Consider the following 14,831-nt stretch of genomic DNA (forward strand, 5'->3'; position numbering starts at 1 on the left):
AGCCGCACAGGTAGTAGGCTACGTAGCGAGAGGGGGCAGAGCGGGGCTGTATCGGTCGCGGCAAAGACTCTGTCCCCTCTCCCGTGCTTGCGGAAGGAGGTGAGATCGGTGACCGGGTTCGGCAAAAATCGTCTTTGGTAAGAGTCGAAATTCTTTAAATATTTATAGAAACCCTGGCGCGTGAGGCATACTCCGGTCTAGAATTCCCGGATATAGTTAGGGTGGTTTCGCTCATCCCAGAAAGGCGGGGGTTGGACGGCTCGCAGCGCAACAGGGTAGTCAGTGCATACATATACGGGCTGGCCGTCGTTGCCGTCTCGTTGGTTTTGTATTGGCTCTACTCCTTCGGCCTGACCGTCACGTGGACGGCTCTGGGCGCGGCGGTGACCCTTCTGGTCGTTTGCGCCGTCTCCCGCCGCTTCCCCGTGACCTTTGGCAGAAACACGGTCGAGGTGGTAGATATAGTCGTGCTGGCGGCTCTGGTATGGCTGGGCCCGCTCTGGGCGATCTTGGTTGCGGCACCGTCCATGATATGTCGGGAACGACTCCGGGCGGTATACGATGCCGCCAACCACCTTATAATCATCTTGGCTGCGGGCTACGCTTTCCAAGCTTTTGCCGAACCTTTGATTTCTTCCTCCCAGCCTTTTGATGACTCCTTCGCGTATGGAGTTATAGCCGCTAGTGCTGTCTACTACATAACAGACGACGTAATTACCTTATTTCTCGGGCGTTTGAAATATAGAATGCGCGCAACTCAAATCCTCTATACCTCTATGCTACCAACAGTTCCTTCGGACGTAGCGGCCATCCTTACCGTCCTCGGGGCGTCTTACATGTTGGCCGTCTTCGGTCCGGCGGCGTCGCTCGTGCTCTTCGCCGGCGGGTTCGGGGCGTTGACCTCTCTGCACCTCATCTGGCACCGGCAGAAGGAGAACGAAGCGCTCAGAGCAGAGAACCGGCGGTTGCGAGAGAGCCTGAAGACCTCGAATCTGACGTTCGCGCTGCAGCTGGTACGTCTGCTGGGCGAGGAGGATGGCACGATACCGGCGCGGGCGGCCGCTGCGGCCGTCTACGCGGCGGATCTCGCACGCAGGCTGGGACTGGACGCCGAGCGCGCAGAGAAGGTGCGGCTGGCGGCGCTGCTGCGGGACGTGGGGCTAGCCGGGCTGCCGGGCGAGGTTCTGGGTGCTCCGCTCGAGCGGCTGAATCCGCTCGGCAGGCGGCTCTATCGCGGGCATCCGGTGCGCGGAGAGCAGGTACTCGCGGCCGCCGGTCCAGAGTTTGAGGAGGCTGCGAAGTGGGTGAGGTGGCACCACGAGCGGGTGGACGGGACCGGATACCCCGACCGGCTGCGCGCGGAATGGATCCCGCTCGAAGCCAGGATCCTGGCCGTAGCGGACGCTTACGTGGAGAGGATTCTGGGCGGGGCGGGTGAGACCGCGGCCCCGGAAGCCCGCCGCGCCCTCGCCGATGCCGCCGGCGGGGCGCTGGACGGCAATGTGGTGCGGGCATTCCTGTCCGTGCTGGACGCCGGAGGCGAAGACTACGTCCGGGCCGCCGGCGAGCGCTTCGCCTTCCCCGATGACGCGCGGCCCGAGACGCCGGGGAGCGGCGTTCCGCAGCTGCGGGTCGTATAGACTCGGGTTTGACAGTTGACGGCCCTGCTCGGTGCCACGCCGCCCCAAGAACCCGCATGAATCAAGGGGTTTCCATGGGGCGGCGGTTCTTTTGGGCCAAAAGTGTAGTGCCACGTGTATTCGTGAAACACTTGTATGGTAAGCATGAACGTGCTATGATGGTTGTGCCATGTTCATCCGCCAGAAGACCTTCAAGAACAAAGACGGCTCCACCCGCACCTACCTCCAACTCGTCGAAAGCGTGCGCCAGGGCGTCCGCGTCCGTCAGCGGGTGGTCGCCACCCTGGGCCGGCTGGAGGATCTCCAGGACGGCCGGCTCGATGCCCTCATCGAGAACCTGGCCCGCTTCTCTCAGAGCACCTGGCGCCGGCTCGAAGAACAGGCGGAGCGCCTGAACGTCCGCTGGTCCAAGCAGTGGGGTCCGGCGCTGATCTTCGAACGGCTGTGGCGAGAAGCCGAACTGGACAAGGCCTTCGAGGCCCTCCTGCAAGATCGCCAGCTGGCCTTCGACGTGGCCGAGGCCGTCTTCACCATGGTGCTGAACCGCCTCACCGACCCCTGCTCCAAGCGCGGTCTGGTGCGCCAGTGGCTGCAGGGCGTCTACCGGCCCCAAGCCGAGCAGCTGGAGCTGCATCACTACTACCGGGCGCTGGACGTCCTGGCCGAGCATAAGGAAGCCCTCGAAGACCGCCTCTTCGCCCGGGCCCGCGACCTGTTCTGGACCGAGGTCGACGTGGTGATGTGGGACACAACATCCAGCTACTTCGAGGGCGGGGGCCCCGAGAGCTTGGCGGCCTACGGCTATTCCCGGGACAAGCGCCCGGACCGGCCGCAGCTGGTGGTCGGCGTGCTCATGACCCGGGACGGCTACCCCATCGCCCACGAGGTCTTCCCGGGCGACACCGCCGACAAGGCCACGGTGGAGACCGTCCTTGACGCGCTCAAGAGGCGTTTCCACCTACGCCGGGTGATCTTCGTCGCCGACCGGGGCATGGTCAGCCGCCGGATCCTGCGGGCCATCCAGGAGGCGGGGATGGAATACATCGTCGGCATGCCCCTACGCCGGCACCGAGAGGCCGAGGCGGTCTTGAGCCAGCCGGGGCGGTATCGCAAGGTGAACGACCAGCTCCAGATCAAGCAGGTGGTCCACCACGGTCAGCGCTACATCCTCTGCTACAACCCCCTCCAGGCCGAGCACGACCGCCAGGCCCGGGAGGCGGTCCTGGCGCACCTGAAGCAGCGGATCGAGCGCGGCCAAGCCAAGGATCTCCTGCGGAACCGCCTCGTGGCCCGTTACCTCAAGGCCCTGCCCCAGGGTGCGTTGGTGGTCGACACCGATGCCGTGAAGCGGGCGGCCCGCTACGACGGCAAGTACCTGCTGCGGACCAACACCGACCTCGACCCGGAGGCCGTGGTGCGGGCCTACAAGGATCTCTGGCGGGTCGAGCGCGCCTTCCGTACCCTCAAGTCCGCCCTGGACCTGCGGCCCATGTTCCACTGGACGGAGCGGCGGGTGCGGGGGCACGTCATGGTCTGCTTCCTGGCGCTGGTCCTGGAGAGCCTCTTGTTGCGCAAGCTCCGCCAGCAAAACCCCGATGTGAGCTACGAGGACGTGCTCCACGACCTCTCGCAGCTGCACGCCGTGGCGGTGGAGCTGGACGGCGAGGCCTACCTCACCCGCACCGAGCTGGTCGGGCAGGCCTACGAGGCCTTCAAGGCCGTGGGCCTGCGGCCGCCGGCGCGGGTCCAGCCGATGCCACGTCCCGCCACGACCCCCGCCGGGTAGTGTAGTGGTACGCAGCCCCCGTGCGCCCAAGAAAGCCTTGTGTTTCAAGGGTTTTCAAGGACCAAGGTGTCAAAGTCGAGATAGAAGAAGGGCGGCCGGAAGGGCCGCCCCCGAAAGAACCCGCTGCGCTTCCCGTCAGCCTTCCAGCAGCAGCGCCTCCGGGTCCTCGATCAGCTCCTTGACGCGCACCAGGAAGCTCACCGCTTCCCGGCCGTCCACGATGCGGTGGTCGTAGGAGAGCGCCACGTACATCATCGGACGGATGACAATCTCGCCATCCACCACGACGGGGCGCTCCTCCACCTTGTGCATGCCCAGGATGCCTACCTGGGGGGCGTTCAGGATCGGGGTCGAGAGCAGCGAGCCGAAGACGCCGCCGTTGGTTATGGTGAACGTGCCACCCTGCAGCTCCTCCAGACCCAGCCTGCGCTCGCGGGCCTTCACGCTGAGCTCGTAGATCTCGCGCTCCAGCTGCGCGAAGTCCTTGCGGTCGGCATCGCGCACCACGGGGACTACCAGCCCTTCCTCGGTCGAGACCGCCACCCCGATGTCGTAGTAGCGCTTGAGGACGATCTCGTCGCCCTGGATCTCGGCGTTCAGCTCCGGGAAGGCCTTGAGCGCCCCGATCACAGCCTTCGTGAAGAACGACATGAAGCCGAGCCTCACGCCGTGCCGCTCTTGGAACGCTTCCTTCCGGCGCGCCCGCAGATCCATCACGGCACTCATGTCCACCTCGTTGAAGGTGGTGAGCATCGCCGCGTTCTGCTGCGCCTCGACCAGCCGCTTCGCGATGGTCTGGCGCCGCCGCGACATGCGAATGCGCTCCTCGCGGCCGTCGCGGGCGGGCTGCGGAGCGGGCTTCTCCTCGGCGGCGGGCTCGGCGCGCTTGCCGTCCTCCTCCGCAGGCGGAGCCGGAGGCTTCTCTTCCTCTTCGACCCCGATGCGCTGCTCCACATCCTCGCGCGTAATCCTGCCGCCCGGACCGCTCCCGGAGATCTCCGAAAGGTCCACGCCGTGCTCCTCGGCCAGCTTCCTCACCGACGGAGCGGCCCGGCCCCCGGCAGCGGCCTCCCGGCCGTCCTCCACAGGCTCCTCGGCGGCCTCCGGTTCCTCCGCTTCGGCCTCCGGCCGGGGCGCTCCGTCGCCCTCGCCCAGAGTACCGAGGACATCCCCGATGCCGACGGTCTCACCCTCCTCCTTCAGGACGCTGGCCAGCACCCCGTCCTGCTCGGCCTCAACCTCGAAGTTGATCTTGTCCGTCTCCAGCTCCACCAGCGGTTCGCCGGCGGTTACGGCCTCGCCCTCTTTCTTGAGCCAGCGGCCTACCGTGGCATCGACTACCGACTCGCCGAGCTCGGGGACCCGGATCTCAACCGACACTTCTCACCTCTCGCTCCCTGGAACTCTTTACATTATCGAAGGCCGCCCGCACGATACCGGCCTGCTCGCGGGCGTGGAATCTGGCCGACCCCTGAGCCGGAGCCGGCCGGGCCGGCTTGCCGATGTAGGAGATGGGAAGCTCTCCGCCCACGAGCTGCCGCAGGCGGGGCTCCATGAAGAACCACGCTCCCATGTTCCTGGGCTCCTCCTGAACCCAGACGATCTCCCGCAGGTTGGGGTAGCTATCGATGACCCTCGCCAGCTCCTCCTCCGGGAAGGGGTAGAGGAGCTCGACCCGCGCGATAGCCACATCTTCGGCCTCCTCGCGGTGGTCGCTGGTGTCCATGTCCACGTAGATCTTGCCGCTGCACAGCACCAGCCGCCGCACCGAATCCCGCCGGTCCCGAGCCTTCGGGTCGTCTATGACGGGCCGGAAACGCCCCTCGGCCAGCTCCCGGATGTGGGACGAGCTGGCCGGGTGCCGGAGCAGGCTCTTAGGGGTCATGAGCACCAGCGGCCGCGGGTTCTCCCGCAGCAGCGCCGCCTGGCACCGGAGCAGGTGGAAGTACTGCGCCGCCGTCGTGCAGTTGGCGACCCGCATGTTCTCCCGCGCGCACAACTGCAGGTAGCGCTCCAGCCGCGCGCTGGAGTGCTCCGGCCCCTGCCCCTCGTAGCCGTGCGGCAGTAGGAGCGTCAGGCCGGAGGACTGCCCCCATTTCGCGTGCCCGGAGGAGATGAACTGATCTATTATGGCCTGCCCGACGTTGGCAAAGTCCCCGTACTGGGCCTCCCACAGCACCAGCGCCTCCGGCGCATTCAGGCTGTAGCCGTACTCGAAGCCCAGGGTGGCAGCCTCGGTGAGCGGGCTGTTGTGCACCGCGAAGGACGCCCTGGCCTGTGGCAGCGCCTGCAGCGGCACGTGCCGGCCGCCGGTCTTCACGTCGTGCAGTACGGAGTGCCGCTGGGAGAAGGTGCCCCGCTCGGTGTCCTGGCCGGTGAGCCGGATCGGCACGCCGTCCGCGAGCAGCGAGGCGAAGGCCAGTGCCTCGGCGTGCGCCCAGTCCACCCGGCCCTCCTCGTCCAGACCGCCCCGGTTCTTCTGCATCAACCGCCACAGCTTGGGCTCCGGATTGAAGCCCTCGGGCAGCTCCAGCAGCGAGCGGTTGAGCTCCAGCAGCTTCTCCACCGGGACGCCGGTCTCCGGGATCTCGGCCAGCGGCGTGTAGGGCTCCTCGATGGTCTCGGAACCCAGGTCCTCCTCCGCAGAACCCTTGCGGATCTCGTCCATCCGCTCGTAGAACTCTCTTGCGATCCGCTCGGCCTCCTCGGCGTTGATGATGCCCCGCTCCTCCAGCTTCCGGGCGTAGATCTGCCGCACCGGCGGGTGGTTGCGGATCTTCTCGTACATCTCGGGCTGGGTGAAGGCCGGCTCATCACCCTCGTTGTGTCCCCACCGCCGGTAGCCGATGAGGTCGATCATGAAGTCCTTGTGGAAGGTCTCCCGGTAGGCCCAGGCCATGCGCGCCGCCGCAAGGCACGCCTCGGGATCGTCAGCGTTGACGTGCACGACCGGGATCTCAAACCCCTTCGCCAGGTCGCTCGCGTAGTTGGTGGAGCGGGCGTCGCTGGGCTCGGTCGTGAACCCGAGCTGGTTGTTGATTATGATGTGGATCGTGCCGCCCGTCGTGTACCCGGGCAGGCGCGAGAGGTTGAGCGTCTCGGCCACGATGCCCTCACCCGGGAAGGCCGCATCCCCGTGCAGCACGATGGTCATGGAGGCCTCGTCGCTTCGCTCGGGCGGCCCGGCGGCGTCCCGCTTCTCCTGCGCGGCCCGCGTGAGCCCCTCCACGACCGGGTTGACATGCTCCAGGTGGCTCGGGTTCGGCGCCAGGTTGATGAGCACCTTGGAGTCCTCCTCGCCGTCCTCCAGGTAGAAGCCCCGGATGCCGAGGTGGTACTTCACGTCGCCGACCCATCCCTGCCCCTCGTTCTCGGAGACGGCCGAGTCCCCACCCTTCTGCTCGAACTCGCCGAAGATCTTCTGGTACGGCTTGTTCAACACGTGCGCGAGTACGTTGAGCCGTCCCCGGTGCGCCATACCCATTACGACCTCCGGGATCTCGGCCTCGTTGGCGGCCCGCACGAGCGTGTTGAGCATCGGCACCACCACGTCCGTGCCCTCGACGGAGAACCGCTTCTGGCCCAAGAAAGTGCGGTGCAGGTACTTCTCGAAGGTGTCCACCCGGGTCAGACGCCTCAGGAGCCGCAGAGCGTCTTCGCCCTGAAGCTCCTCCTTGAATCGCTCGGACTCGACGGCGTCCCGCAGCCAGGTGCGCTCTTCCGGCCGGTAGATGTGCGAGAAGTCGTAGCCGGTCGTTCCGCAGTAGATGCGCCGGAGCTCCCGGGCGGCCTCGCGCGCATTCGAAACCCGTCCGGAGACCGGCCCCCCGGGGATGGTGGCCGGGAGATTCTCAAGCTCGCCCTCGGTGATGCCGTGAAACTCGGGGTCGAGTGTGGGATCTCCGGCCGGCTCGCTGCCTAGAGGATCGAGCCGCGCCGCCGTGTGGCCGAAGTCGCGGATGCACCGGAAGTAGCGGGCCGCGGCCACCACCTTCTCCACATCCACCCCGGCCCGTACCCCGTCCGCCGCCGGTTCGCCGGGCACCCAGCCCTCGAAGAACTCCCGGAGCTCCTCGTCCACGGCGGCCGGGTCCCGCCGGTACTCCTCGTAGAGTTCCAGCACGTAGCCCAGATTCGGCCCGTGAAACTCTCTGCCAGTCAGACTACTCAATTTACATCACACCTTACGCGCTCTGATAGACCGTCTTCTGCCTTTTATACCTTGCGCCCGCCGGGGGAAAACTATAGCAGGAGCACGCCGGAGGGAGGATCCACACCGGACCCCGGCGTGCCTCTCTCCACTTCCCCTCGGGGGAATGACAGCATCATAACCTTCCCTAATGATAACCGATACCCGGCTCGTTGCAGCGCTACTCCAGCTGCTCCAGCGCGAGCCGCATCTCCCCGGCCAGCTCGCCGTGCTCGTGCGCCAGCGCCCGCTCTATCCCGCGCCGGTAGACCTCCTTCGCCTCCTCTTCCCGGCCGAACTCGACCAACGCCTCACCGAGCCGGGCGTACGCGTTTCCCTCGTCTTCGTGCGACGCTATATAGCGCCGGAGCACCCGCACCACGTCCTCCGGCCGGCGGGCCTTCTCGTACTCGTTGGCCAGTGCCAGCAGGCCGGTGGGGTTCTCAGGGTCTCTCTCGAGCATCCGCTCGAAGTAGGATATGCGGCTCTCCACGTAGACCACCTCCCGTTCCGGCCGTTAGTATACGTCAGAAGAGATCTGACGCTTGCGAAGAGAGAGGGAGGCACCCGTGGCGCACTTCGACACCCGCGCGGTCCACGCCGGAGAGCGGCTCCCGCTCAGAGACCACTCCCCGACCGCAACCCCCATATACTCATCCACCACCTTCTCGCACCCGGGCATCGCCACTACCGACCGGGTACTGGGCGGCGAGGAGCCCGGCTACAGCTACACTCGCTACGGCAACCCGACCGTGACCGCTTTCGAGCAGGCCATAGCCGCGCTGGAGGGCTCCGGGCGGGCGGTGGCCTTCGGCTCCGGGATGGCGGCGGTGCACGCCGCCCTGCTGGCGGCGGGCGTGGGAAGCGGGAGCCGGGTGCTGGCGGCCGAGCAGATCTTCGGCTCTACCTCCTCCCTGCTGGTGAAGGTCTTCGACGCTCTGGGCGTGAAGACGCGCTTCGTGGACGCCTACGACCTGGAAGCGATCGAGGAGCAGCTGAAGGGCTTCTCCCCCACCGCCCTCTTTCTGGAGTCGGTCTCGAACCCGCTGCTGCGGGTGGCGGACGTGCCCCGCATAGCGGAGCTCGCCCGTGATGCCGGGACCGCCGTGCTGGTGGACAACACCTTCCTAACCCCCTACCTGCAACGTCCTCTGGACCTCGGAGCGGACATCGTGATCTACAGCGCCACCAAGTTTTTGAGCGGCCACGGCGACGTCACGAGCGGGGCCGCCGTCGCGGACGCCCCCTACGGGGACGCCCTCTACGAACTGGCCAAGCTCGTCGGCGGCATCCTGGGCCCCTTCGAGGCCTGGCTCTCCCTGCGCGGTCTCAAGACCCTCTCGCTGCGCATGCAGCGGCAGTGCGAGAACGCCGCCGAGATCGCCCGACACCTAGCAGAGCACCCGAAGGTCTCCCGCGTCCATTACCCGGGCCTCCCGGATCACCCGGACCGTGAGGTCGCAGAGCGCGTGATGGACCGCCCCGGAGCCGTGCTGGCCTTCGAGCTGGCCGAGGACAGCCGGGAGGCGGCCTTCCGCTTCCTGGACGCGCTCGAGCTCTGCGTGCGCGCTCCCACCCTCGGGGACGTCTACACTCTGGCCATCCATCCGGCCACTACCTCCCACCGCGACCTCTCGCCCGGCCGCCGCGAGCGGCTCGGGATCCGGGAGGGCCTCATCCGCCTCTCGGCCGGCATCGAGAATCCGGACGACCTGCTGGAAGACCTCGAACGCGCCCTCCGGGAGGTGTAGCTACTTCGGGCGCAGAACGGAGTCCAGCTTCGGGAAGGGGAGCGAGCTGACCATCAGGACCGCGAGCACGCCCGTCACACCCAGAGCGACGGGCGGCGGAGCGGCGAGCACGGCCAGCATCGCCGCCACGCCTGCGGGCGGGATCGGGAGTCCCAGGAACACTCCGGCATCCCTGAGCGTCGAGAACCGGGCCAGCCGCCACGCCCCGCAGACGAGGTACAGAAGAGCGATCAGCAGGGCCGGAATTCCTCCCGAGGCGCTCACGTACAGCGCCAGCGCCGGCACCGCGCCGAAGGAGACGAGGTCGGACAGCGAATCGAGCGTGGTGCCGAACTCGTTCTCCTCCAGCTTCTCCCGAGCGACCCGGCCGTCGAGCGAGTCCAGCGCAGCCGCGAGCACGACCAGCCCGACGGCCGGGAGCAGCCGGGAGTGTGCGACGAGCGCCAGCGCCAGAAAGCCGGCCGCCAGATTGCCCGTCGTGATGAGGTTCGGCAGCGTGACGAAGCGCCTCATGCATCGCCCCTCCGGTAGCGCGCCAGCGGCGTCGCACCCGCCCTGACCCGCTCCCCCGGCCTCACCAGCACCTCGGCGCTCCCGTCCGGCAGGAGAACGTCCGTACGGGAGCCGAAGTGGATGAGCCCGATGCGCTGCCCGGCACGCAGGCGGTCGCCCGCCCCGACCCAGCAGGCGATCCTGCGCGCGATCATGCCCGAGATCTGCACCACCACCACCCGTCCGAACTCACCGTCTATGGCGATCCGGTTCCGGTGGTTCTCTCCGGAGCGCTCGAAGAGCGCCGGGAAGAATCCGCCCTTTACCTCTTCTACTCCCACAACCCGTCCGCTCACCGGACTGCGGTTGACGTGCACGTCGTGTAGCGAGAGGAAGGTGGAGATCCTGACCGCCTCCCCGCCCGGCAGCCAGGGGTCGCGCACCTTCTCCACCCCGGTCACAGCGCCGTCCGCCGCGGCGTACACCACCCCGGGCTCCGGGACGAGCGGCCGCTCCGGGTCACGGAAGAAGAGGGCGGCGACAGCCGCCGCCAGAACGCCGAGCCAGCCCGACCTGCGCCCGAGCGCCAGCAGCAGCGCCCCGGCGAAGAGCGGGGTCAGCACGTAACGCTTCGCCTCGTTCCAGCTCTGCCGGGTCACCGGGGAACCTTCTCACAGGCGAAGAGGAAGGCGGGCGGGACGTTGAGCGGAGAGAAGCGGAACCTCACCCCGCCGAAGAGCGCCTCGAGTTCGGCCCTGATTAAGGGCGAGTACTGGAGCACCAGGAAGATGCCGCCCGGCGCAAGCGCCCGGTGCGCGGCTCCCAGGACGCTCCGGCGCAGCTCCGCCGGAAGGGTGGTGAAGGGCAGCGCCGAGACGATCACGTCCGCGGGCTCGTCCTCCAGATAGAGCGTGACGTTCTCCGCCGAGTCGTTTATGACGCGGAGGCGGGGGTCGCTGCCGAGCTCCTCAGAGACGAGCCGCGCCAGGCTCCGGTCCAGCTCGAAAGCCAGAAGCCGGGCATCGGGCCCGAGCCGCTTCAGGATCTCACGCGTACAGACGCCCGTGCCCGCCCCGAACTCCACGACCGTGCGGGCGCCGGAGAGGTCCGCCGGATCCAGCAGATCCCGGACCGCCCGCCGCGACGTGGGCAGCACGGCCCCGACCTGCCGGGGATTGGCCAGGAAGGATCGGAGGAAGCTGATGCGATCTTGTATGGAGCTTCTCACGAACCGGTGAAGGAGTCAGGCAGCATAGAATCTAATTTACAATCGACCCTGCCCCGGATCAACCGGGTTTGAGGGCACCGTCGCACGGGAAATGTAATCCGTACGGTCGTGCTGTGGCGATGAAGGAGGTCACACCCTGTATATCGCGAGCGTCATCGGCTGGATCGTGATCGGCCTGCTGGCCGGAGCTGCCGCCCGCTTCCTGATGCCGGGCCGGGACCCCATCGGGTGCTTGGGAACGCTGCTGCTCGGCGTGGCAGGAGCTCTGCTCGGCGGCTTCCTCTACACGCAGGCCACGGGCCGCCCCCTGGCCATAGGGTTCGATCTGGCGAGCTTCGGCGTCGCGGTGGTGGGCGCCTTCATCGTGCTCCTGATCTACCGCCTCGTCGCCGGCCGCCGCGTCTAGCTGCGGGCGAAGACGCTCAGCAGCACGCCCCCGAGCCGCCGTTCGACCCGCTCCACTTCGAAGCCGGCCTCCCGTACGTACTTCAGCGTCTCCCGGTCCAGGTGGCACCCGCCCGCGACCCGCTTCCAGACCGGCGTGGCCAGCTCCTGCAACCGGCCGATACGGTCCGCCCGCACGTGCTCCAGCAACCGGAGCTCGCCGCCGGGCCGCAGCACCCGGCGGGCCTCTCTCAGAGCCCGCTCCGGGGCGGGGACGGTGCACATCGCCAGCGTCGCCGCCGCCGCGTCGAAGCTCCCGGCCTCGAACGGCAGATCTTCGGCCGCAGCCACCACCAGCCGGACGGGGAAAGGAGCTCCCCGGGCCCGTTCCCGGGCCCGGCCCAGCATGGACTCGTCCGGGTCCACCCCGACGAGTTCGTCCAACTCCGGCGGGTATAGCGGGAAGTTCAGGCCGGTCCCGACCCCAAGCTCCAGCACCCGGCCCCGCAGTCCGGCGAGAACCTCCCGCCGCAGCTCCCGCAGCCCGGCCCTCTCCGGAACGGCGAGTGCGGCGTCGTAGAGTCTGCCGTACATCTTGTCTCCGTTATATCAGGTTAGCCTCCCCCGCGGAGCGGGTACGTTCCGCCTGGAAGGCCAGGTGCGTTTGCAGGAGGTGTCCACGCCCATGAGTAAGAGGAGCACGCACCGGGGAGGACGATCATGAAGAAGGCCCTGATAACGGCGGGCGGCGCTCTGGCCGCCGCGGGGGCGGTACGGGCCCTGAGACGGTCCCGGGAGGGCTTCCCCCAGCCGCGCTCCGGAGGCCGGCGGGTCCTGATCCTCGGTGGCGGATTCGGAGGCTTCTACACCGCGCTCAGGCTCGGCGAGCGCCTGAAGAGCTACGCCGGGACCTCGGTGCTGCTGGTGGCCCGGGACAACTTCTTCACCTTCCAGCCGCTGGTGCCGGATGTGATCTCGGGCAACACCGAGGTGCGGCACATCGCCATCCCGCTGCGGCGGCACCTCCACCGCGCGGGCGTCAACTTCCTGCGGGCCGAGGTGGAGGGCATAGACCTCGAAAACAGAATCGTACAGACCTCCCGGGGACCGCTGGAGTACGAGCTTCTGGTCATAGCCCTCGGCGGCCAGCCCGCCTACTTCGGCGTCGAGGGGGCCGAAGAGCACTCCCTCAGGCTCTGGGACATCCGGGACGGGCTTAGGATGCGCAACGCGGTCATCGGGCGGTTCGAGGAGGCGGCCGCCCTGCGCCCCGACGACTACCCGCCCGGCCTGCTCACCTTCGCCGTGGTCGGCGGCGGCTACTCGGGCGTGGAGGCCGCGGGCCAGATCCACAACCTCATCCACAAGGGCATCCGTCCCGACTACCCCTGGGTAGACTACGGCCAGGTGCGCCTCGTTCTGGCCGAGGGCCTGCCGGAGATACTGCCCGAGATAGACCCGGCCCTGCGGGAGGTCGGGCGGCGGCGGCTGACGAACCTCGGCATCGAGGTGCACACGGGAGACTTCGTCTCCGAGGTCTCCCCCGAGGGTCTTAGCTTCCGGAGCGGGGAGTTCATCCCCGCCCGGACCGTGCTCTGGAGCGCCGGAGGCCGCGGCTCGGAGGTTCTGGAGAGCATGACCGCCGAGAAGGATAAGATGAACCGGATCGTCGTGAACGAGCGCCTGCAGCTCCCGGGACACGAGGGAGTGTGGGCGCTCGGAGACGCGGCCTCGGCCCCGGGACCGGACGGGAACCCCGTCCCCCCGACGGCGCAGGGAGCCGTCCAGGAGAGCGAGGTCGTGGCGCACAACGTCTACGCCAGCCTCACCGAAGGAGAGCCGCGGGAGTTCGAGTACCGGCCGCTCGGCCAGCTCATCGAGATCGGCGGCGCGTTCGCACTCTCCGAAGTGATGGGCTGGAAGCTGAGCGGCACTCTGGGACACGCCCTGGAGCGCGCGGTGCATCTGCAGCGCCTCACCGACCGCCAGAAGCGCGTGCGGGTGCTGATGGACTGGGCGCTGGACTACGTCTTTCCCCCGGACACCTCGGACCTGGGGCTCTGAGCGGGCTACCTGACCGCCGCCGCGGCATTCAGCCGGCCGTGCCCGTAGTAGGGGTCCTTGCCGCGCGGTCCTAGATCTACGGCGGTGTCTAGGATGCGGTTGCGGATCTGGAACTTGCCGTAGCCCCTGCCGGCCAGCAGCCCCGCGGTCCCGGAGACGTAGGGCGCGGCCATGCTGGTGCCGCTCAGGCTCCGGTAGCCGCCGGGGAAGGTGGAGAGTATCCCGACGCCGGGGGCGGAGATGTCCACCCAGCTCCCGAAGTTGGAGAAGCGCGCGCGGCCGTCCTTCTGATTGGTTGCGGCTACCGCCACGGCGTTGCCGTAGGCCGCCGGGTAGATCGGCGTGTCGGTGCTCTCGTTCCCGGCGGCCGCCACGATCACCGCCCCCCGCCTCCAGGCGTAGTTCACGGCCCGGGCCTCGGCTGCCACGTAACCGGGGCCTCCCAGGGAGAGGTTTATGACCCGGGCTCCCCGATCCGCCGCCCACTTCATGCCTTCGATCCCGTCCGCCACGGAGGCCCCGTACGGGCCCACGATCCTCCCCACCATGAGCCGACAGGCCGGACACGTCCCGGCCACTCCCTGCCCGTTGTTGGTAACCGCGGCGGCTATCCCGGCCACGTGCGTGCCGTGTCCGTCCCGGTCCTCGGCCACCCCGTCACCGTCCACGAAGTCCCGCTGGAGAACGACCTTCGGTCTCAGCTCCGGGTGCCCCTGAGCAATGCCGGTGTCCAGAACGGCGATCCTAACTCCCCCGCCCCGGGCCCGGTCCCAGGCCCGCGGCAGGCCGACCTTCCGGTGCCCCCACTGCTCCCGGAAACGCGGGTCGTTGGGAACCCAACCCGGCGTCCGGAGGTAGTTGTAGTCCGCGGCCGCGACGGCCGGACTCCGCTCCAGCGCCCGCCGCACCCTCTCGAGCGCCTCCTGCCGCCTCTCCTGCGAGCGCCGGTTCTGTATGGCGGGGACGGAGAGAACCTGAACGCCCAGCGCCGGCAGGTCCTTCTCCACCTCGACGGCGGTAGTGATCCCGCCGAGCCGGGTCTCGACGGTGTTCAGCACCTGCGCGGGATTCGCCCCCGCCCGGTACGCCACGACGAGCTCTCCCGCTACATAAGGGATTCCCCGGGCGTCCCGGTCCACCGCGGGCTCCGCCTGTCCCCGGGCGGCGGAGGCGAGAGCGAGCAGAGCGGCCGCCACCGCCGCGGCCGTAACCAGAACCCACAGGTGACGCCTGCTGCGTATCACGATCCCCCCTTCGCCTTAGGTGAAGCGGCGCGGCACCGGACTCCCGCCGGTGC

At 68.2% G+C, this 14,831-nt stretch carries 13 protein-coding genes; 5 read left to right on the forward strand and 8 right to left on the reverse strand.

All coding sequences use genetic code 11. From position 1 onward, the window contains the following. The first annotated feature begins 836 nt into the window (after nucleotides 1-836). Nucleotides 837-1,640, forward strand: coding sequence for an HD-GYP domain-containing protein (locus E0L93_RS15855; RefSeq protein WP_165874305.1), 804 nt, complete (start codon nucleotides 837-839; stop codon nucleotides 1,638-1,640). Nucleotides 1,641-1,809: 169 nt separating this feature from the next. Next, nucleotides 1,810-3,426 carry an IS1634 family transposase gene (locus E0L93_RS10910; protein WP_132691815.1) on the forward strand — a complete coding sequence of 539 codons (1,617 nt, stop codon included), beginning with the start codon at nucleotides 1,810-1,812 and terminating at the stop codon, nucleotides 3,424-3,426. A 135-nt stretch (nucleotides 3,427-3,561) separates the two neighbouring features. On the opposite strand, the gene odhB is transcribed toward E0L93_RS10910, so the two are convergent. The 3 genes from odhB to E0L93_RS10925 form a co-directional block, all read right to left on the reverse strand. After that, nucleotides 3,562-4,806, reverse strand: a complete 1,245-nt coding sequence (odhB, locus tag E0L93_RS10915; RefSeq protein ID WP_132691817.1) for a 2-oxoglutarate dehydrogenase complex dihydrolipoyllysine-residue succinyltransferase — start codon at nucleotides 4,804-4,806, stop codon at nucleotides 3,562-3,564. Then, entirely contained in the window at nucleotides 4,796-7,597 is a 2,802-nt protein-coding gene (locus E0L93_RS10920) for a 2-oxoglutarate dehydrogenase E1 component (protein WP_207890444.1), read from the reverse strand. Before E0L93_RS10920 ends, odhB begins: the two co-directional genes overlap by 11 nt. 199 nt (nucleotides 7,598-7,796) lie before the next feature. Further along, complete coding sequence (locus E0L93_RS10925; protein ID WP_132691819.1) at nucleotides 7,797-8,108, reverse strand: hypothetical protein; 312 nt, start codon at nucleotides 8,106-8,108, stop codon at nucleotides 7,797-7,799. A 52-nt stretch (nucleotides 8,109-8,160) separates the two neighbouring features. Here E0L93_RS10925 and E0L93_RS10930 point away from each other — a divergent pair, with 52 nt between their 5' ends. After that, the gene (locus E0L93_RS10930; protein ID WP_207890445.1) at nucleotides 8,161-9,366 is read left to right on the forward strand and encodes a trans-sulfuration enzyme family protein; all 1,206 of its coding nucleotides are present in this window, start codon (nucleotides 8,161-8,163) and stop codon (nucleotides 9,364-9,366) included. On the opposite strand, the gene pssA is transcribed toward E0L93_RS10930, so the two are convergent. From pssA to E0L93_RS10945, 3 genes are read right to left on the reverse strand one after another with little or no spacing between them, the layout of a single operon-like run. Continuing rightward, complete coding sequence (pssA, locus tag E0L93_RS10935) at nucleotides 9,367-9,879, reverse strand: CDP-diacylglycerol--serine O-phosphatidyltransferase (protein ID WP_132691821.1); 513 nt, start codon at nucleotides 9,877-9,879, stop codon at nucleotides 9,367-9,369. Continuing rightward, complete coding sequence (locus tag E0L93_RS10940) at nucleotides 9,876-10,517, reverse strand: phosphatidylserine decarboxylase (RefSeq protein WP_132691823.1); 642 nt, start codon at nucleotides 10,515-10,517, stop codon at nucleotides 9,876-9,878. Before E0L93_RS10940 ends, pssA begins: the two co-directional genes overlap by 4 nt. Next, nucleotides 10,514-11,014 (reverse strand): class I SAM-dependent methyltransferase, encoded by a 501-nt coding sequence (locus E0L93_RS10945; protein ID WP_243638203.1) that lies wholly within the window; start codon nucleotides 11,012-11,014, stop codon nucleotides 10,514-10,516. Before E0L93_RS10945 ends, E0L93_RS10940 begins: the two co-directional genes overlap by 4 nt. 238 nt (nucleotides 11,015-11,252) lie before the next feature. Here E0L93_RS10945 and E0L93_RS10950 point away from each other — a divergent pair, with 238 nt between their 5' ends. Next, on the forward strand, nucleotides 11,253-11,492 hold the full coding sequence (locus E0L93_RS10950) for a GlsB/YeaQ/YmgE family stress response membrane protein (protein ID WP_243638204.1): 240 nt from the start codon (nucleotides 11,253-11,255) through the stop codon (nucleotides 11,490-11,492). On the opposite strand, the gene E0L93_RS10955 is transcribed toward E0L93_RS10950, so the two are convergent. After that, on the reverse strand, nucleotides 11,489-12,064 hold the full coding sequence (locus E0L93_RS10955) for a class I SAM-dependent methyltransferase (protein WP_132691827.1): 576 nt from the start codon (nucleotides 12,062-12,064) through the stop codon (nucleotides 11,489-11,491). The two genes, E0L93_RS10950 and E0L93_RS10955, sit on opposite strands and share 4 nt — an antisense overlap. A gap of 126 nt (nucleotides 12,065-12,190) precedes the next feature. Between E0L93_RS10955 and E0L93_RS10960 the strand changes: the two genes are divergently transcribed. Further along, nucleotides 12,191-13,534 carry an NAD(P)/FAD-dependent oxidoreductase gene (locus tag E0L93_RS10960; protein WP_132691828.1) on the forward strand — a complete coding sequence of 448 codons (1,344 nt, stop codon included), beginning with the start codon at nucleotides 12,191-12,193 and terminating at the stop codon, nucleotides 13,532-13,534. A 5-nt stretch (nucleotides 13,535-13,539) separates the two neighbouring features. Here the strand turns inward: E0L93_RS10960 and E0L93_RS10965 are convergent, their stop codons facing one another. Continuing rightward, complete coding sequence (locus E0L93_RS10965) at nucleotides 13,540-14,778, reverse strand: S8 family peptidase (RefSeq protein ID WP_165874306.1); 1,239 nt, start codon at nucleotides 14,776-14,778, stop codon at nucleotides 13,540-13,542. Nucleotides 14,779-14,831 lie beyond the last annotated feature (53 nt).

This window comes from Rubrobacter taiwanensis (assembly GCF_004337705.1).
Lineage (GTDB): Bacteria > Actinomycetota > Rubrobacteria > Rubrobacterales > Rubrobacteraceae > Rubrobacter_C > Rubrobacter_C taiwanensis.

Bases quoted from the DNA above. Each gene is read 5' to 3' on its own strand.
- E0L93_RS10955 (WP_132691827.1), bottom strand. From the start codon at position 12,064: ATGTACGGCAGACTCTACGACGCCGCACTCGCCGTTCCGGAGAGGGCC.
- E0L93_RS10960 (WP_132691828.1), top strand. From the start codon at position 12,191: ATGAAGAAGGCCCTGATAACGGCGGGCGGCGCTCTGGCCGCCGCGGGG.
- E0L93_RS15855 (WP_165874305.1), top strand. From the start codon at position 837: ATGTTGGCCGTCTTCGGTCCGGCGGCGTCGCTCGTGCTCTTCGCCGGC.
- pssA (WP_132691821.1), bottom strand. From the start codon at position 9,879: ATGAGGCGCTTCGTCACGCTGCCGAACCTCATCACGACGGGCAATCTG.
- E0L93_RS10910 (WP_132691815.1), top strand. From the start codon at position 1,810: ATGTTCATCCGCCAGAAGACCTTCAAGAACAAAGACGGCTCCACCCGC.